Source organism: Streptomyces antnestii (genome assembly GCF_004005495.1).
Lineage (GTDB): Bacteria > Actinomycetota > Actinomycetes > Streptomycetales > Streptomycetaceae > Streptomyces > Streptomyces antnestii.
This window is the reverse complement of record NZ_RZYA01000011.1, coordinates 23,892-37,793: the sequence shown is the minus strand read 5'-3', so window position 1 is coordinate 37,793 and position 13,902 is coordinate 23,892. Positions and strand designations below refer to the sequence as shown.

Annotated in this window: 14 protein-coding genes; 11 read left to right on the top strand and 3 right to left on the bottom strand. The window is 72.0% G+C overall.

Going from position 1 to position 13,902, the window contains the following annotated elements; genetic code table 11:
* Positions 1-40 precede the first annotated feature (40 nt).
* Positions 41-553, top strand: coding sequence for a hypothetical protein (locus tag EOT10_RS22605; RefSeq protein WP_127830117.1), 513 nt, complete (start codon positions 41-43; stop codon positions 551-553).
* 61 nt (positions 554-614) lie between these two features.
* Here the strand turns inward: EOT10_RS22605 and EOT10_RS22600 are convergent, their stop codons facing one another.
* Positions 615-1,325: a GntR family transcriptional regulator gene (locus tag EOT10_RS22600; RefSeq protein WP_127830116.1), complete on the bottom strand. Its 711-nt coding sequence runs from the start codon at positions 1,323-1,325 to the stop codon at positions 615-617.
* 137 nt (positions 1,326-1,462) lie between these two features.
* Here EOT10_RS22600 and EOT10_RS22595 point away from each other — a divergent pair, with 137 nt between their 5' ends.
* From EOT10_RS22595 to EOT10_RS22575, 5 genes are read left to right on the top strand one after another with little or no spacing between them, the layout of a single operon-like run.
* A complete protein-coding gene (locus tag EOT10_RS22595) occupies positions 1,463-2,800 on the top strand; it encodes an MFS transporter (RefSeq protein WP_127830115.1) in 1,338 nt (445 codons plus the stop codon).
* A complete protein-coding gene (locus EOT10_RS22590) occupies positions 2,797-3,948 on the top strand; it encodes a maleate cis-trans isomerase family protein (protein WP_127830114.1) in 1,152 nt (383 codons plus the stop codon). The genes EOT10_RS22595 and EOT10_RS22590 overlap by 4 nt, the downstream gene beginning before the upstream one ends.
* Before the next feature lie 18 nt (positions 3,949-3,966).
* The gene (locus EOT10_RS22585) at positions 3,967-4,869 is read left to right on the top strand and encodes a polysaccharide deacetylase family protein (protein ID WP_127830113.1); all 903 of its coding nucleotides are present in this window, start codon (positions 3,967-3,969) and stop codon (positions 4,867-4,869) included.
* Positions 4,870-4,928: 59 nt separating this feature from the next.
* Complete coding sequence (locus EOT10_RS22580; protein WP_127830112.1) at positions 4,929-5,627, top strand: alpha/beta fold hydrolase; 699 nt, start codon at positions 4,929-4,931, stop codon at positions 5,625-5,627.
* Positions 5,624-6,268 carry a GOLPH3/VPS74 family protein gene (locus EOT10_RS22575; protein WP_127830111.1) on the top strand — a complete coding sequence of 215 codons (645 nt, stop codon included), beginning with the start codon at positions 5,624-5,626 and terminating at the stop codon, positions 6,266-6,268. Before EOT10_RS22580 ends, EOT10_RS22575 begins: the two co-directional genes overlap by 4 nt.
* A gap of 53 nt (positions 6,269-6,321) precedes the next feature.
* Here EOT10_RS22575 and EOT10_RS22570 read toward each other — a convergent pair whose 3' ends face one another.
* Positions 6,322-6,858, bottom strand: coding sequence for a GNAT family N-acetyltransferase (locus EOT10_RS22570; RefSeq protein ID WP_189491948.1), 537 nt, complete (start codon positions 6,856-6,858; stop codon positions 6,322-6,324).
* Between the two features lie 204 nt (positions 6,859-7,062).
* On the opposite strand from EOT10_RS22570, the gene EOT10_RS22565 reads away from it, so the two are divergent.
* From EOT10_RS22565 to hemC, 3 genes are read left to right on the top strand one after another with little or no spacing between them, the layout of a single operon-like run.
* Complete coding sequence (locus EOT10_RS22565; RefSeq protein ID WP_127830109.1) at positions 7,063-8,547, top strand: M60 family metallopeptidase; 1,485 nt, start codon at positions 7,063-7,065, stop codon at positions 8,545-8,547.
* Between the two features lie 40 nt (positions 8,548-8,587).
* Positions 8,588-9,337 carry a hypothetical protein gene (locus EOT10_RS22560; RefSeq protein WP_127830108.1) on the top strand — a complete coding sequence of 250 codons (750 nt, stop codon included), beginning with the start codon at positions 8,588-8,590 and terminating at the stop codon, positions 9,335-9,337.
* Positions 9,338-9,388: 51 nt separating this feature from the next.
* Complete coding sequence (hemC, locus tag EOT10_RS22555) at positions 9,389-10,324, top strand: hydroxymethylbilane synthase (protein ID WP_127830107.1); 936 nt, start codon at positions 9,389-9,391, stop codon at positions 10,322-10,324.
* Positions 10,325-10,358: 34 nt separating this feature from the next.
* On the opposite strand, the gene EOT10_RS22550 is transcribed toward hemC, so the two are convergent.
* Positions 10,359-11,510 carry a serine hydrolase domain-containing protein gene (locus EOT10_RS22550; protein WP_127830106.1) on the bottom strand — a complete coding sequence of 384 codons (1,152 nt, stop codon included), beginning with the start codon at positions 11,508-11,510 and terminating at the stop codon, positions 10,359-10,361.
* Between the two features lie 109 nt (positions 11,511-11,619).
* Here EOT10_RS22550 and EOT10_RS22545 point away from each other — a divergent pair, with 109 nt between their 5' ends.
* Positions 11,620-12,810, top strand: a complete 1,191-nt coding sequence (locus tag EOT10_RS22545; protein ID WP_127830105.1) for an MFS transporter — start codon at positions 11,620-11,622, stop codon at positions 12,808-12,810.
* Positions 12,811-12,946: 136 nt separating this feature from the next.
* Positions 12,947-13,744 (top strand): hypothetical protein, encoded by a 798-nt coding sequence (locus EOT10_RS22540; RefSeq protein ID WP_127830104.1) that lies wholly within the window; start codon positions 12,947-12,949, stop codon positions 13,742-13,744.
* The last annotated feature ends 158 nt before the right edge of the window (positions 13,745-13,902 follow it).

The window sequence follows — 13,902 nt, the reverse complement described above, 5'->3', positions numbered from 1 at the left end:
CGGCGGTGTCCCGGTGGGCGCTGCACTTAGTGTTCGCCCCATGGCTGGAGACGCGGAGAAAAAAAGCGAGCTGCTCGACACGCTGCGCGAGCGGCTGAAGGAGCGCATCTACGCGGCGATCACCATGGTCGCCGTGGTCGTGGGTCTCGCGCAGAACCCGCACACGGAGCACTGGACCGCCGCCGTCTACGTGGCGGGCACCGCGGTCGGCCTGTGGCTGGCCACCCTCGTGGCGGACGTGCAGTCGCACCGCGTCGTGCACAAGCGCTTCCCGGGCCGCGCCGAGGTGCGGCACATGCTGTACGTGACCAGCCCCCTGCTGTCGTCCGCGGCCGGGCCCCTTCTCATGGACGCGCTGTCCGCGACCGGCGCCCTCCACCTCAGCACCGCCCTGTGGACCGCGGTCGGCGCGGACATCGCGGGGCTCGCCGCCTGGGGCTACGCGGGCGGCCGCCGGATGGGCGGCGGGCTGCTCGTGTCGTGCCTGGCCGCCGTGGTCGACGCGGCGATCGGCGTCGGAGTGGTGGGGGTGAAGCTGGTCGCCGGGCACTGAGCGCGCCCCGCGTACGCGGCCGGCGCACCCCGCGTCACGGGTGGCCGGCCGGACCCGGATCTCAGGGGCGGGCAGGCGCGGAATCCGCGGACCGCATGCTGTCCGCCTCGTCGAACAGAAGGCGCAGCGCCACCTCCCGGTAGTGGCGCACGTGCGTGAGCGCGCACGCCGCCGCCGCCTCGGCGTCGGCCGCGGCGATCGTCTCGTAGAGCCGGCGGTGCTCCTCGTACACCGAGCCGGCGTCGTCGATCTGGTGGAACAGCCAGTGCAGCCGGCCCTCCAGCGGTTCGAGCGTCGCGGCCAGCAGTTCGTTGCCCGCGGTCTCGACGATGTGGTGGTGGAAGGCGGTGTTGGCGTGCGAGATCCGCTCGGGGCGCCCGGCCAGCGTGGCCTTGCGGGCGGTCTCGAGCAGGCGCTTCATCGTCCGTAGCTGAGCCGCGTCCGCGTTCTCCGCGGCGCGCCGTGCCGCCAGGACCTCCAGCGCCTCGCGCATGTCGAAGAGGTTCACCACGTCCTGGCGCGAGAGTTCCTTGACGACGATGCGCCGTGGCGAGAGGGCCTGGAGGAAGCCCTCGCTCATCAGGATGCGGATGGCCTCGCGCACCGGGATGCGGGAGACGCCGAACTCCTCGGCCACGTCCCGCTCCACCAGCCGGTCGCCCGGTTTGAGCCGGCCGGTGATGATCTGGTCGCGGATCCCCTCGCAGACCTGGTCCCGCAGCCACACGGTCCCGGTCAGGGGCGCGGCGCCCCGGGTCTGGGCCTGTGTCATATGTCCTCCCCGAAAAGTTGCTCTTACGGTATACCAAACGCTTGACGGGGCTCTGGAGTTCCCTCATTGTTTGGGATGCCATAACGCGGAAGTTGCACGTCAGCACGTACCCGAAGTCCATCGTTTCGAGGTCCGCCATGTCGAAGATCAACCAGATAAACACCGCAAGCGAGAGACCAGAGGCCGACGGGGTCGCCACCTCCGTCGCCCGGCCCTCCCGCACCCGCTGGAAGGTGTTCCTCCTTCTTCTCGGCGTAGTGTCGCTCAACTACATCGACCGAGGCTCGGTCTCGGTGGCTCTGCCGCTCATCACGAAGGACCTGCACCTCACCAAAGAGGTCACCGGCTTCGTCCTCAGCGCGTTCTTCTGGACGTACGCTCTCATGCAGATCCCCAGCGGCTGGCTCATCGACCGCTTCGGCCCCCGGTACATGGCCGGCGGCGCCTGCATCGGCTGGGGCGCCGCGACCGGTCTCACCGCCGCGGCCACCGGCGTCGGCTCCCTCCTCGGGTTCCGCCTGCTCCTCGGCGCCGTCGAGGCGCCGGTCATGCCCGCCGGCGGCAAGCTCAACGCCAACTGGCTGCCCGCCAAGGAGCGCGGCCGTGGCGCCGTACTGATGGACGGCGGCGCGCCGCTCGGCTCCGCGCTCGGCGGCATCGCCATCTCCGGCCTCATCGCCTGGACCGGCAGCTGGCGCATCAGCTTCGTCGTCGCCGGTGTCCTCACCGCGGCCATCGGCTTCTTCGCCCTCTGGTTCCTGCGTGACACCCCGCGCGCCCACCGCGGCGTCAACGCGGCCGAGGCCGACTTCATCGACGCCGCCCACGCGGCCGAGGACGCCGCTGTCGGCACCGACAAGCGCAACCCACTCAGCGCCTACCTCAAGTACCGCTCCTTCTGGGGCATGTGCCTCGGCTGGATGGGCTTCAACGGCGTCTTCTACGGCATCCTCACCTGGGGCCCGCTCTACCTCTCGGAGACCAAGGGCTTCGACATCAAGACCATCGGCTGGTCCACCCTCGCCATCTTCGGTGCGGGCTTCGTCGGTGAGCTCATCGGCGGCTGGATCAACGACCGCTGGCAGGCCACCGGCGCCAGTGTCAACCGTGTGATGCGCACCCTCATGGGAGTGGCCGGCGTCGCCGTCGTCGCCGGACTCCTCGGTGTCGTCCTCGTCCCCGACGCCATGACCGCCGTCGCGCTGCTCTCCGGCGTGCTCTTCTTCCTGCGCTGGGCCGGCCTCTTCTGGTCCCTGCCGTCCATCCTCGGCGGCCGTGCGAACGCCGGCGTCGTCGGCGCGGCCATGAACCTCTCCGGCAACATCGCCGGAATCGTCACCCCCATCGCCGTCGGCTTCATCGTCGGCGGCACCGGGTCCTACACCTGGGCGCTCCTCTACTTCGTCGGCGCCGGTGTCCTGTTCACCCTCTCGTCCCTCGTCATCGACTACTCGAAGAGGCTTGCCACCCGATGACCAGCAACACGCCCCGCCTGGGCATGCTCACCCCGTCGTCCAACACCGCCCTGGAGCCGGAGACCTACAAGCTCCTGCACGGCACGGACGCCGCGACCGCCCACTTCGCCCGTGTGCCCGTCACCCGCATCGCGCTCGACGGCGACAGCGACTCCCAGTTCGACCTGGAGCCGATGCTCGCCGCCGCCCGCCAGCTCGCCGACGCCAAGGTCGACGTGATCGCGTGGAACGGCACCTCGGGCTCGTGGCTCGGCATCGAGCGCGACCGCGCGCTCGCCGCCGCGATCACCGCCGAGACCGGGATCCCCGCCACCACCTCCACCCTCGCCCTCCTCGACGCCTGCAAGGCGTACGGCGTCACCCGGCTCGGGCTCGCGCTCCCCTACACCCGCGACGTGTGCGACCAGATCGTCGCGACGTACGCGAAGGAAGGCATCGAGTGCTCCCTCGCGGAGCCGTTCGACGAGGACGACAACGAGGCCTTCGGCCGGATCCCCGCCGCCGACGTCGCCCGTCAGATCGAGCAGGCGGCCGAGGGCGACACCCACGCCGTGACGGTCCTGTGCACGAACGTGCACGGCGCCGGTGAGGCCGACCGGCTCGAACAGACCCTGGACATCCCGGTGTTCGACTCGGTCACCGTCACCCTCTGGAAGGCCCTCGAACTCGCGGGCGCCGCGCCCCGGATCACCGGCCACGGCGACCTGCTGCGCTCGGGCAGCCTGCGCGCCCTGATCCAGGACACCCTGACCGGCCTGCTCGCCGAGACGGGCGCCGACCGCACCACGTTCCGCGTGGACCTGCCGGAACACGACCTGAACGTCGACATCACGGCCGGCGAGGCCCTCGGCACCGGAGTCCGTTCCATCCGCCGCGACTCCTCGCTCGACCAGCGGCGCCTGAACACCGTCGAGTGGCTCGAAGAGAACCGCCGGACGCTGATCCAGCCGCACTTCAACGAGGCGCCCAACCCGCCGCAGGCCCTGATCGACGTCTACGGAGTGAAGGCCCAGATGCTCGCCCCCGTCGAGACCGGCGGAGCGATGACCGGCTGGATCTCCGTCCACAGCCTCTCCGAGCGCGCGTGGACACCCACCGACACCGCCGCGATCGAGGCCGCTGTCACCCGCATCCGTACCGCCCTGTAACACAAGGAGCTGCCCCCCATGAAGGACATCAAGATCGCCCTCGGAGTCGACGTCGACGCCGTCGCCGGCTGGCTCGGCAGTTACGGCGGTGAGGACTCCCCGAACGACATCCAGCGCGGTGTCTTCGCCGGTGAGGTCGGCACCCCGCGCCTGCTCAAGCTGTTCGAGCGCTACGGGATCCGCACCTCGTGGTTCATCCCCGGTCACTCGATCGAGACGTTCCCCGAGCAGACCCGCATGGTCGTCGAGGCGGGCCACGAGGTCGGCGCGCACGGCTACTCGCACGAGAACCCCATCGCGATGACGCCCCAGCAGGAGGAGGACGTCCTCGCCAAGTCCGTCGAACTCATCGAGGAGTTCACCGGCCGCAAGCCCAAGGGCTACGTCGCCCCCTGGTGGGAGATGTCCGAGTCCACCGCCGCCCTGCTCCACAAGTACGGCTTCTCCTACGACCACTCGCAGAACTACCGGGACTTCACCCCCTTCTACGCCCGCGTCGGCGACTCCTGGACGAAGATCGACTACAAGGCCGAGGCCAAGGACTGGATGAAGCCCCTCATCCACGGCCGCGAGGTCGACCTCGTCGAGTTCTGCGGCAACTGGTACGTCGACGACCTGCCGCCCATGATGTTCAACAAGCACTCCCACAACAGCCACGGCTACGTGTCCCCGCGCGCCCTGGAGCAGGACTGGAAGGACCAGTTCGACTGGGTCCACCGCGAGCTCGACTACGCGGTCATCCCCGTCACCCTGCACCCGGACGTCTCCGGCCGCCCCCAGGTGCTGCTGATGCTGGAGCGCTTCATCGAGTACGTCTCGTCGCACGAGGGAGTGTCCTTCTGCACCCTGGAGGACGCGGCCGACGACTTCCGCCGCCGCTTCCCGTTCGAGTCCTCGGAGCGGCCCGCCGACATGCGATGAGTTCCGCGGGGGCCGACAGTCACAGAGAGGACGGACGGCCCCATCGCGGAGGTAGGACCATGACCACGTACGTGTTGATCCCCGGAGCCGGCGGCTCGGCCTGGTACTGGCATCCGGTCGGTGCGGAACTGAGCCGCCGGGGGCACGACGTGGTGGCCGTGGATCTCCCCGGCCCCGACCCGGGGGCCGGGCTCCCCGAGTACGCCGACCTCGTCGTCGACGCGGTCGGCGACCGCAGCGACCTCGTCGTGGTGGGCCAGTCGCTCGGCGCGTACACGGCGCCCCTGGTCTGCGCGCGACGGCCCGTGTCGCTCCTCGTGCTGGTCAACGGGATGATCCCGCGGCCCGGCGAGACACCGGGGGAGTGGTGGGCCCACACCGGGCAGGAGGCCGCCCGCCGCGCGAACGACGTCCGCGAGGGCCGCGACCCCGACGCCGAGTTCGACCTGGCGACGTACTTCCTGCACGACCTGTCACAGGAGCAGATCGACGCCTCGGCGGAACACATGCAGGAGGAGTCCGAGGCGGTCTTCGCGACGCCGTTCCCCCTGGACGCGTGGCCGGCGGTGCCCACGCGCGTGGTGGCCGCCCGAGGCGACCGGTTCTTCCCCGCCGAGTTCCAGCGCCGGGTCGCACAGGACCGGCTCGGCATCACCCCCGACGAGGTGCCGGGCGGGCACCTGACGGCGCTGAGCCACCCGAAAGAACTCGCCGACCTGCTGGAGAGCTACCTCCACGCCGTAGCGTCGATGCCATGACGCAGCCTCTCTACTCCCGGATGTACCTCACGGCCTACGACACCTCCGCCCACGACCTCTACGACCGGACGAGGACGGGGTTCCTGCTCCGCGCCGCCGTTCTCGCCGAGCTGGCGATCCGTGGCCACCTCGCCGAGTCCGGCGGCGACGTGACGGTCGCGACGCCCGGCCCGACCGGAGACCCGGTCCTCGACCTCACCCTCGACCGTGTCGCGGGCGACCGGCGCGGCTGGAAGTCCTGGATCAAGCACGACCGCAAGGAGACCCTGCTCGCGGTCGAGGACCGGCTCGCGGCCCAGGGCGTGCTGGCCGTCGAGGACAAGAAGTCCTTCGGCCGGACCCGGCGCGCTGTCACTGTCAGAGACGCCTCCGCCGTCACCTCCCTCCAGGCCACGGCGGCCGGACTCCTGCACGGCGCCGAACCCGCCGCGCGGATCGCGCCCGCCGACGCCGCACTGGTCGCCCTCGCCGTGGCCGGCGGCATCCGGTCCGTCGTCTCCCGTGCCGAAGCCCACGCCCGCAAGCACCGCGTCGAGGAGCTGACCGCGCGGCTCGACGCCGTGGCACCCGGTCTGGGCAAGGCGATCGGCGGCCTCGGCATGACGATGGTGGCCGCACAGGGCGGCATGGGCGGCGCCTGACACGGACGGCGGGGTTCGCCCCGCCGCCGTACGACGGAATGCGGCGAGAGGCCTTACGGCAGGCCCTGCTTGTCGTCGGCGCCGAACCGCGCGTAGTGCACGAACGCCGGGCGCAGCCCCCGGCGTTCGTACAGGCGCCGCGCTCCCTCGTTCGCGGCCAGCGTGCCGATGAGCAGGTCGGCGACGCCCAGGCGGTCCAGCTCGGCGTCCACCCGGTCGAGCAGGAGCGTGCCGATGCCCGCGCCCCGCTCGGACGGCAGGACGGACAGCGTCTGGAGCTCGGCGATGCGGCTGCCGGTGACCCAGGTGTCGTCGGGCCCCTCCTCCATCTGCACGAACGCGTAGCCGACGAGGAGACCGTCCCGCTCGGCGAGCAGCACGAACGAGCCCTCGTCGAGGATCCAGCGCCGGTAGCAGCCCCGCCGCAGCTCCCAGGACTCCTCGTCGGTGAAGTACGTGAACCCGGGCTGCACGGCCTGGTGGTGGGCGTGGAGGGCGAGCCACAGGGGCCCGAGGCGGTCGATGAACTCGGCCCCTCCCTTGCGGACGGTGACGCCGTCGGGGGTGGGCCGGGCCTGGCTCGTGTCCACGGACTTCTCGCCTCTCGTATGCCGGATCGGGGCGTACGGGACCTCACCGCTCGATGTGAGCGGTTACTACCCGTCAAATCGTCGCCGCCATAGTAAAAGACAGAAACACCGCGGGCCCCCTTGCGGGTGGATAGCAAACGCTTACATGCTGTCGCGCAGCCGGCACACCACTCCGATGTCCTTGCTTCTCATGGGAGTTGACCGATGCGCCCTGCCCGACGCCCCCTGCTCTCCCCGTACGCCGCCGCACCCGCGCCGGACGGCGCCACCTCCCCGTTCGCGCCGTCCGCCCTCGGAGCGTTCGCGCCCGGGCGCCGCTCGGTCCTCGCCGGCCTCGTCGGGGCCGGGGCCGCCGCCCTGCTCGGAGCGGGCGGCGCCGTCGCCGCCGAAGGAACCCCGGGCACCGCCGTCGCCGCCGAAGGAACCCCCGGACCCGGCGGCGACACCCTCCTCGTCAAGGCGTTCGCCGACGCCGAGACCGAACGCAAGCGGCTCGCCCGCTCCCTGCGCTCCAGCGACTTCATCCCCACCGGCCGCTACGCCCGGCCCGGCGCGCCCGTCACCGTGACCGTCCGCCCCGCCGGCGACGCCGTGCCGACCCTGCACATCGGCACGTACGACTACTACCACCCCGACAAGGCCCTCCAGGAACCCCGCGCCTTCCCGCTGCGGCCCGGCCGCAACACCGTCACCGACGCCCACGGAGGCCCGCTCTACCTGAGCTTCGCCGGATACGGCGAGCGCGCCGCCGTCACCTTCGGAGCGGACACCCCGCACATGGCCGTCTTCGAGCTCGGCCGCACCGACGAGGCCGCGTTCCAGCGCCAGTTGGACGCGATCACCGACGTGCCGTGGGTCGAACTCACCACAGGACAGGCCATCCTCACGCTGACCCGCGAGGGCGCGCTGCTCTACCGGGGCGAGGACCACGCCGCCCTCATGACGCTCTTCGACACCGTCATCGACTCCCACGCCCGCATCAGCGGCCTCGACGGACGCGGACCGCTCGACAAGCCCAAGGCGGGCCGCTACCACTTCAACGAGGTCAGCCGCGTGCCGAACGGCGTCGGCGCCTACGCCTGGCACGGCTACAACGGCTTCCCGCGCGCCTACATGGACCGGCTGTGCACGGTGCAGGGACTCACCACGCGCGGGTGGGGCCTCTACCACGAGCTCGGCCACCTCCACCAGCAAGCCGCCTACCAGGCCGACCAGTTGACCGAGGTCACCGTCAACATCTACTCCCTGGCCGCCCAGCGCACCCTCGGCCGGCCCTCCAACCTCCTCACCGTCGACCCCAGGACCGGCCTGAACCACTACCAGACGGCCCTGCCCAAACTCGGCACCGCGGGACTCGCCTACGAGAAGTCCTTCGGCGCCTACGAGAAGCTGATCCCGCTGCGGCAGCTGGAGCTCGCCTTCGGCGAGGACTTCTGGCCGCGGCTGCACCGGCTCGTGCGCGAGGAGCACCAGGACGACGCGCCCGTCGACGACTACACCCACGACCCGGTCGTCAACGCCCGCCAGTACCTCGCCCTGGCCTCCAACGCCAGCCGCGTCGCGGGCCGCGACCTCACGGAGTTCTTCGTCCGCAGCTGGGCCTTCCCGCTCGACGCGGCCGGCGTCGAGGCCCTCGCCGCACTGAAGCTGCCGAGGCCTGCCGTCGACCCGAGCACGCTCACCGACTGATCCGGAATCCGTACGACACCACGAGATCCGAGGAGAGACGATGAAGCCGCTACGTCTGGCCACCGCCGCCGGAGCCGCCGCACTGCTCACCCTGGGCGCGGCGGGGCAGAGCTGGGCCTCGACGCCCACCGTCCGCTGGACGACGGGCGCGCCCACGCCCGTCACCAAGCTGACCCTGCCCATGTCGTTCGAGTCGGCTCCCGACGCGTCCGGCATCTACTTCGCGTACTACACCACCCTGGAGAGCGGGACCCGGCCCTACGCCGGTTTCCAGCCCAAGCCGGCCGTCAACGGACAGCCCACCCTCCAGGCCATCTTCAGCTCCTTCAACGCCAACGCCACCACCACGGACAGCCACTGCAAGTACGGGGCCGACGGCGGCGCGGGCGTCAGCTGCGCCGTCCAGTTCCCCTACACGAAGGGCACGATGTACGCCGTCGAGCTGGAACGCGTCAGCGACGACGGCACGACCCAGCTGATGAACGGCGAGGTCGTCAACACCGAGACGGGCGCCGGCGTGGCGCACATCGGCAGCTTCCGGCTCCCGGTCGCCTCGGGCCGCTTCAAGGCCGCCGACCAGGGCTTCATCGAGCCGTATCTGACGGCGGGCTGCGCACAGCAGGTCACCGTCACCTACGGCAGGCCCGTCGGCACGGAGGGCGGCACCACGTACACCGGAAGCCTCCCCACCGTCACCGACCCCGCGTCGGGCAGCTGTCTGAGCAGCACGTCGACGGACACCCCGGACGGGCGCCAGGTCACGGTGACGGGTGACAAGTTCACGCCATGAGGCTGAACCCGTCACGTCATGGCGGCGGACATGACCCCCTATCGTGGAGCCATGTCCGCCCCTGAACTGATCCGTATCGTGTCCCGCGACTCGCCCATGGCGCTGGCCCAGGTGGAGCGCGTACGCACCGAACTCGCCGCCCTGCACCCGGGAATCCGCACCACGGTCGTCCCCGTCAAGACGACCGGCGACAAGTGGATGGGCGATCTGTCCCTGGTCGAGGGGAAGGGGGCGTTCACCAAGGAGGTGGACGCCGCCCTGCTCGCCGGCGAGGCCGACCTCGCGGTGCACTGCGTCAAGGACGTGCCCGCCGACCGGCCCCTGCCCGCCGGCACGGTGTTCGCCGCGTTCCTCGCACGGGACGACATCCGGGACGCCCTGATCCACCCCGGCGGCCTGACCCTCGACGAGCTGCCGCCCGGCACCCGCATCGGCACCTCGTCCGTGCGCCGGATCGCCCAACTCGCCGCCGCCCACCCGCACCTCGAATGCGTCCCGATGCGCGGCAACGCGAACCGGCGCCTGGAGAAGCTCGCGGCGGGCGAGGCCGACGCGCTCCTGCTGGCCGCCGCAGGGCTCGAACGCATCGGGCGCACCGACGTGATCACCGAGATCCTGTCGACGGACGTCATGTGCCCGCCGATCGGCGCGGGCATCCTGGCCCTTCAGTGCCGCGAGGGCGACACCGAGGTGATCGACACGATCTCCGGGCTCGGCGACCCCGACGCCTACCGCGAGGCGAGCGCCGAGCGCATGTTCCTGCACGTGCTCCAGGGCCACTGCAACAGCCCGATCGCCGGATTCGCCCGGGCGGAGCGCGGCGGCGGCCTGTCGCTGCGCGCCTGCGTGTTCACCCCCGACGGGAAGACGATCCTCAACGCGCACGAGTGGGCGGGACCGCTCGACCCCGCCACGCTCGGCACCTCCGTCGCCGTGGCGCTGCTGCGCCAGGGGGCGCGTGAGCTGATCGACTCGATCGCGCACTGAGCGCCCGGGCGCCCCTGCGGCCCGGGCCCGGCGTTCAGACGGTCGCGGTGGCGGCGTACGTCCAGAAGTCCCGCATCAGCTGCGGCGGGGTCGGGCCGGTCATCTGCACCTGCGTGAGCAGGACGCTGACCGCGCCCGTGGACGGGACGAGGTGCGCCGCCGTGCCGGTGCCGCCGACCCAGCCGTAGCGGCCCATGACGTTCCACGGATCGACGGGCGCCACGTCGACCGACCCGCCGAACCCCCAGCCCTGTCCCTCCATGAACAAGCCACTCGCCTCGCGCTGCGCGGGCGTCAGATGGTCCGTGGTCATCTGCCGCACCGCGTCGGCCGACAGCAGGCGCCGCCCGCCGACCGTCCCTTCCGCGAGCAGCATCCTGGCGAACGCGTGCAGGTCGTCGACCGTCGAGACGAGCCCGCCCGCACCCGACGCGAACCTCGGGAGACTGCTCCACTGCCCGTCAGGAGCGTCCACCGCTTCGAGGCCGCCCTCGGGCAGGGGACGGTAGGACGTGGTGAACCGGTCGAGTTTGCCGGCGGGTACCTCGAACCCGGTGTCGGTCATCCCCAGCGGCTCGAAGACGCGCTCGGCCAGGAAGTCGGGCAGCGCGCTCCCCGACACCCGCGAGATCAGCACCCCTTGGATGTCGGAACACGTGTTGTACAGCCACGCCTCACCGGGCTGGTGAAGCAGAGGGACGTGGGCCAGGTCCGCCATCCACTCGTCCGGCGGCGGCACCAGCTGCGGCGAGAGACCGTTCTTCTGCACCCCGAACAGCGCCTGGACCGCCGGCAGCGAGAAGTCGGACGGGAAGCCCCACCCCGCGCGGAACGTCAGCAGGTCGGCCACCGTGATCGGCCGGACCGCGGGGACCACGTCGATGACCGGGGCGTCCGGCGTGCGGACCACGACCGGCTTCGCGATCTCCGGCAGCCACCGGTCGACCGGGTCGTCGAGCCCGATGCGCCCCTCGTCGACGAGCATCATCACCGCCGCGGCAGTGACCGGCTTCGTGACGGACGCGATCCGGAAGATCGAGTCCCGGGCCATCGGCGCACCCCCGCCGAGGCCGCCCGAGCCGGCCGTCTCCACCTCCACCCGGTCACCCCGGGCGACCAGGGCCACCGCTCCCGGCAGCGAACCGTCACGGACGTGCGGCGCGAAAATGTCCTGCAAGCTGGTCATCGGTCCACCTTCTCGAGTGCGGGGGTCGAAGGGAAGACTCCCCGTACGGCGCACAATCATCGGTCCGGGCGCGGCCGTCGCACCCGAAAGGCGGCGGGGAGGAAGCCGGATGAGCGAAGAGGCGACAGTGATGCGGCCCTGGCGGTTCGTGATCTGGTTCGGCACGGTCAGCCTGCTCGCCGACTTCGTCTACGAGGGCGCCCGCTCGGTGACCGGCCCGCTCCTCGCCTCGCTGGGCGCGTCGGCGGCGCTCATCGGAGTCGTGACGGGAGCGGGCGAGGCGGCGGCGCTCCTGCTGCGCCTCGGCTCGGGACCGCTCGCCGACCGCAGCGGCCGGTTCTGGGGCTGGGCGATCGCCGGCTACGCCCTGACCGTCGCCAGTGTCCCCGCGCTCGGTGCGACGGGGGTGCTCTGGATCGCGTGCGTCCTCGTGATCGCCGAGCGGGTCGGCAAGGCGGTCCGCGCACCCGCCAAGGACACGCTGCTCTCGCATGCGACGGCCGCCACCGGGCGCGGCAGGGGATTCGCCGTGCACGAGGCGATGGACCAGGTGGGCGCGCTGATCGGCCCGTTGACCGTGGCGGGGATGCTGGCCCTGACGGGCGACGACTACGGACCCGCGCTCGGGATCCTCGCCCTGCCCGGCATCGCGGTCCTCGCGCTCCTGTTCCGGCTTCGCCGCCAGGTCCCCGACCCGGCGGCCTACGAACGCGCCGTGACGCGCGACGCCGAGCGGCAGGAGCCGGGCGCCCGCCTGCCCCGCGCGTTCTGGGTGTACGCGTCCTTCACGGCGGCGACCATGGCGGGCTTCGCCACGTTCGGTGTGCTCTCGTTCCACATCGTCGCGCGCGGCCTGCTGCCCACGGCGGCCGTCCCCCTGCTCTACGCGGCCGCGATGGCCGTCGACGCCCTCGCCGCGCTCGCCACCGGGTGGGCGTACGACCGGGTCGGGCCCCGCGTGCTGATCGTCCTGCCGCTCCTCTCGGCGGCCGTGCCCGCGCTCGCGTTCACCGACTCCCTCGCCCCGGTCGTCCTCGGCTCCCTGCTGTGGGGTGCGGCGACCGGCGTACAGGAGTCCACCCTGCGCGCGACCGTCGCTGACCTCGTCGCACCGGGCCGCAGGGCGACGGCCTACGGAGTCTTCGCGGCGTTCGTGGGCGCGGCGGCGTTCGCCGGCGGGGCGCTGACCGGGGTGCTCTACGACGTGTCGATCCCGGTGCTGATCGCGGTGGTGGCCGCGATCCAGGCGGCGGCCGTCGTCCTCCTGGCGGTGAGCGGCGGCATGCGCCGCCGTGCGTGAGCGACCCGTCAACCCCTCGGCGGTGTCCTCCAGTTGGCGTGGCGGCCGGGCCACCATCAGGTGAACCACCACGCGAGAGGGGCGGATTCGGCCGCACGTCTCGGCGCGGGCGGCGAGTTACGCATAGGCTCGGCGCATGCTGCGCCTCGTCGATGCCCCCTCGGGCCGTCCCGTCGCTCCGGTCATGCATCGGAGCGTGGTCCGCATCGGTGTGCCCGTGGCGCTGCCCGAGGACGGCGAGACCCTGTCCGACGTACGGGCGATGCTGACCGCCGACATCCTCACGCGCGTCCTCGAACTGTCGGGAACGATCGCGTACACGGGGCTGATCTGCCCCGACGCGTCCGACGAGCGGCGCGAGGCGCTCCAGGCGCGGGCCGCCGAGCTCGGCATGCACCCCGCCGCCGCGCACGGTGACGAGCGCGGCACCGCGCACGACCTTGGCGGCCCGTTCGCCGTCCGGGTCGTCGGCCCCCGGGACACGACGCGCGAGGTCAACGGTTCGGGCGGCGACGTCATCCGGCTCGCCGTCGGCGACGCCCGGGCCGCCGACGGCGCGACGGAGGGCGGCCACGACCCCCTGGCCCTGCGCCTCGCCCTGCTGACCGAGCCGCGCACCGAGCCCGTCCACCTCACACCCGCGTCCGTGGCCGCCGCCCACCACACGCTGCTGCGCTGGCGCCACGCGGTGGCCACCTGGGCGGACAGCCCGTCCCGCCCCATGCCGGGCCCGGCCCGCGACACCATCCGCGACTGCCTGGAGGACGACCTCGACCTGCCCGGCGTGCTGCGCACCCTGCACCAACTCGAACACTCCGGGGACGCCCCGGCCGGGGCCCTGTTCGAGACGTTCGCGTACGTGGACCGGGTGCTGGGCCTGGACCTCGTACGCGACGTCGGCCGGGGCCCGGCCCCGACCCGGCCGCTCACCTAGGGCGTGTTTTGAAAGCCCCGCCTGCCCCGCGACGCCTGGCACGCACTCCCCCACTCTCGGCTTCGCTCGAGCGGGGGGACCCCCATGCGGCGTTGCCGAAACGTCCGAGTGGCTCCGCCACTAGGGCGTGTTTCAGAAGTGGATCAAGGTCGTGCGAT

What these genes read in the sequence shown, in the direction of transcription:
- EOT10_RS22595 (WP_127830115.1), top strand. Translation starts at nt 1,463, where the DNA reads ATGTCGAAGATCAACCAGATAAACACCGCAAGCGAGAGACCAGAGGCC.
- EOT10_RS22580 (WP_127830112.1), top strand. Translation starts at nt 4,929, where the DNA reads ATGACCACGTACGTGTTGATCCCCGGAGCCGGCGGCTCGGCCTGGTAC.
- EOT10_RS22560 (WP_127830108.1), top strand. Translation starts at nt 8,588, where the DNA reads ATGAAGCCGCTACGTCTGGCCACCGCCGCCGGAGCCGCCGCACTGCTC.
- hemC (WP_127830107.1), top strand. Translation starts at nt 9,389, where the DNA reads ATGTCCGCCCCTGAACTGATCCGTATCGTGTCCCGCGACTCGCCCATG.
- EOT10_RS22550 (WP_127830106.1), bottom strand. Translation starts at nt 11,510, where the DNA reads ATGACCAGCTTGCAGGACATTTTCGCGCCGCACGTCCGTGACGGTTCG.
- EOT10_RS22605 (WP_127830117.1), top strand. Translation starts at nt 41, where the DNA reads ATGGCTGGAGACGCGGAGAAAAAAAGCGAGCTGCTCGACACGCTGCGC.
- EOT10_RS22575 (WP_127830111.1), top strand. Translation starts at nt 5,624, where the DNA reads ATGACGCAGCCTCTCTACTCCCGGATGTACCTCACGGCCTACGACACC.
- EOT10_RS22545 (WP_127830105.1), top strand. Translation starts at nt 11,620, where the DNA reads ATGAGCGAAGAGGCGACAGTGATGCGGCCCTGGCGGTTCGTGATCTGG.
- EOT10_RS22565 (WP_127830109.1), top strand. Translation starts at nt 7,063, where the DNA reads ATGCGCCCTGCCCGACGCCCCCTGCTCTCCCCGTACGCCGCCGCACCC.
- EOT10_RS22540 (WP_127830104.1), top strand. Translation starts at nt 12,947, where the DNA reads ATGCTGCGCCTCGTCGATGCCCCCTCGGGCCGTCCCGTCGCTCCGGTC.
- EOT10_RS22600 (WP_127830116.1), bottom strand. Translation starts at nt 1,325, where the DNA reads ATGACACAGGCCCAGACCCGGGGCGCCGCGCCCCTGACCGGGACCGTG.
- EOT10_RS22585 (WP_127830113.1), top strand. Translation starts at nt 3,967, where the DNA reads ATGAAGGACATCAAGATCGCCCTCGGAGTCGACGTCGACGCCGTCGCC.
- EOT10_RS22590 (WP_127830114.1), top strand. Translation starts at nt 2,797, where the DNA reads ATGACCAGCAACACGCCCCGCCTGGGCATGCTCACCCCGTCGTCCAAC.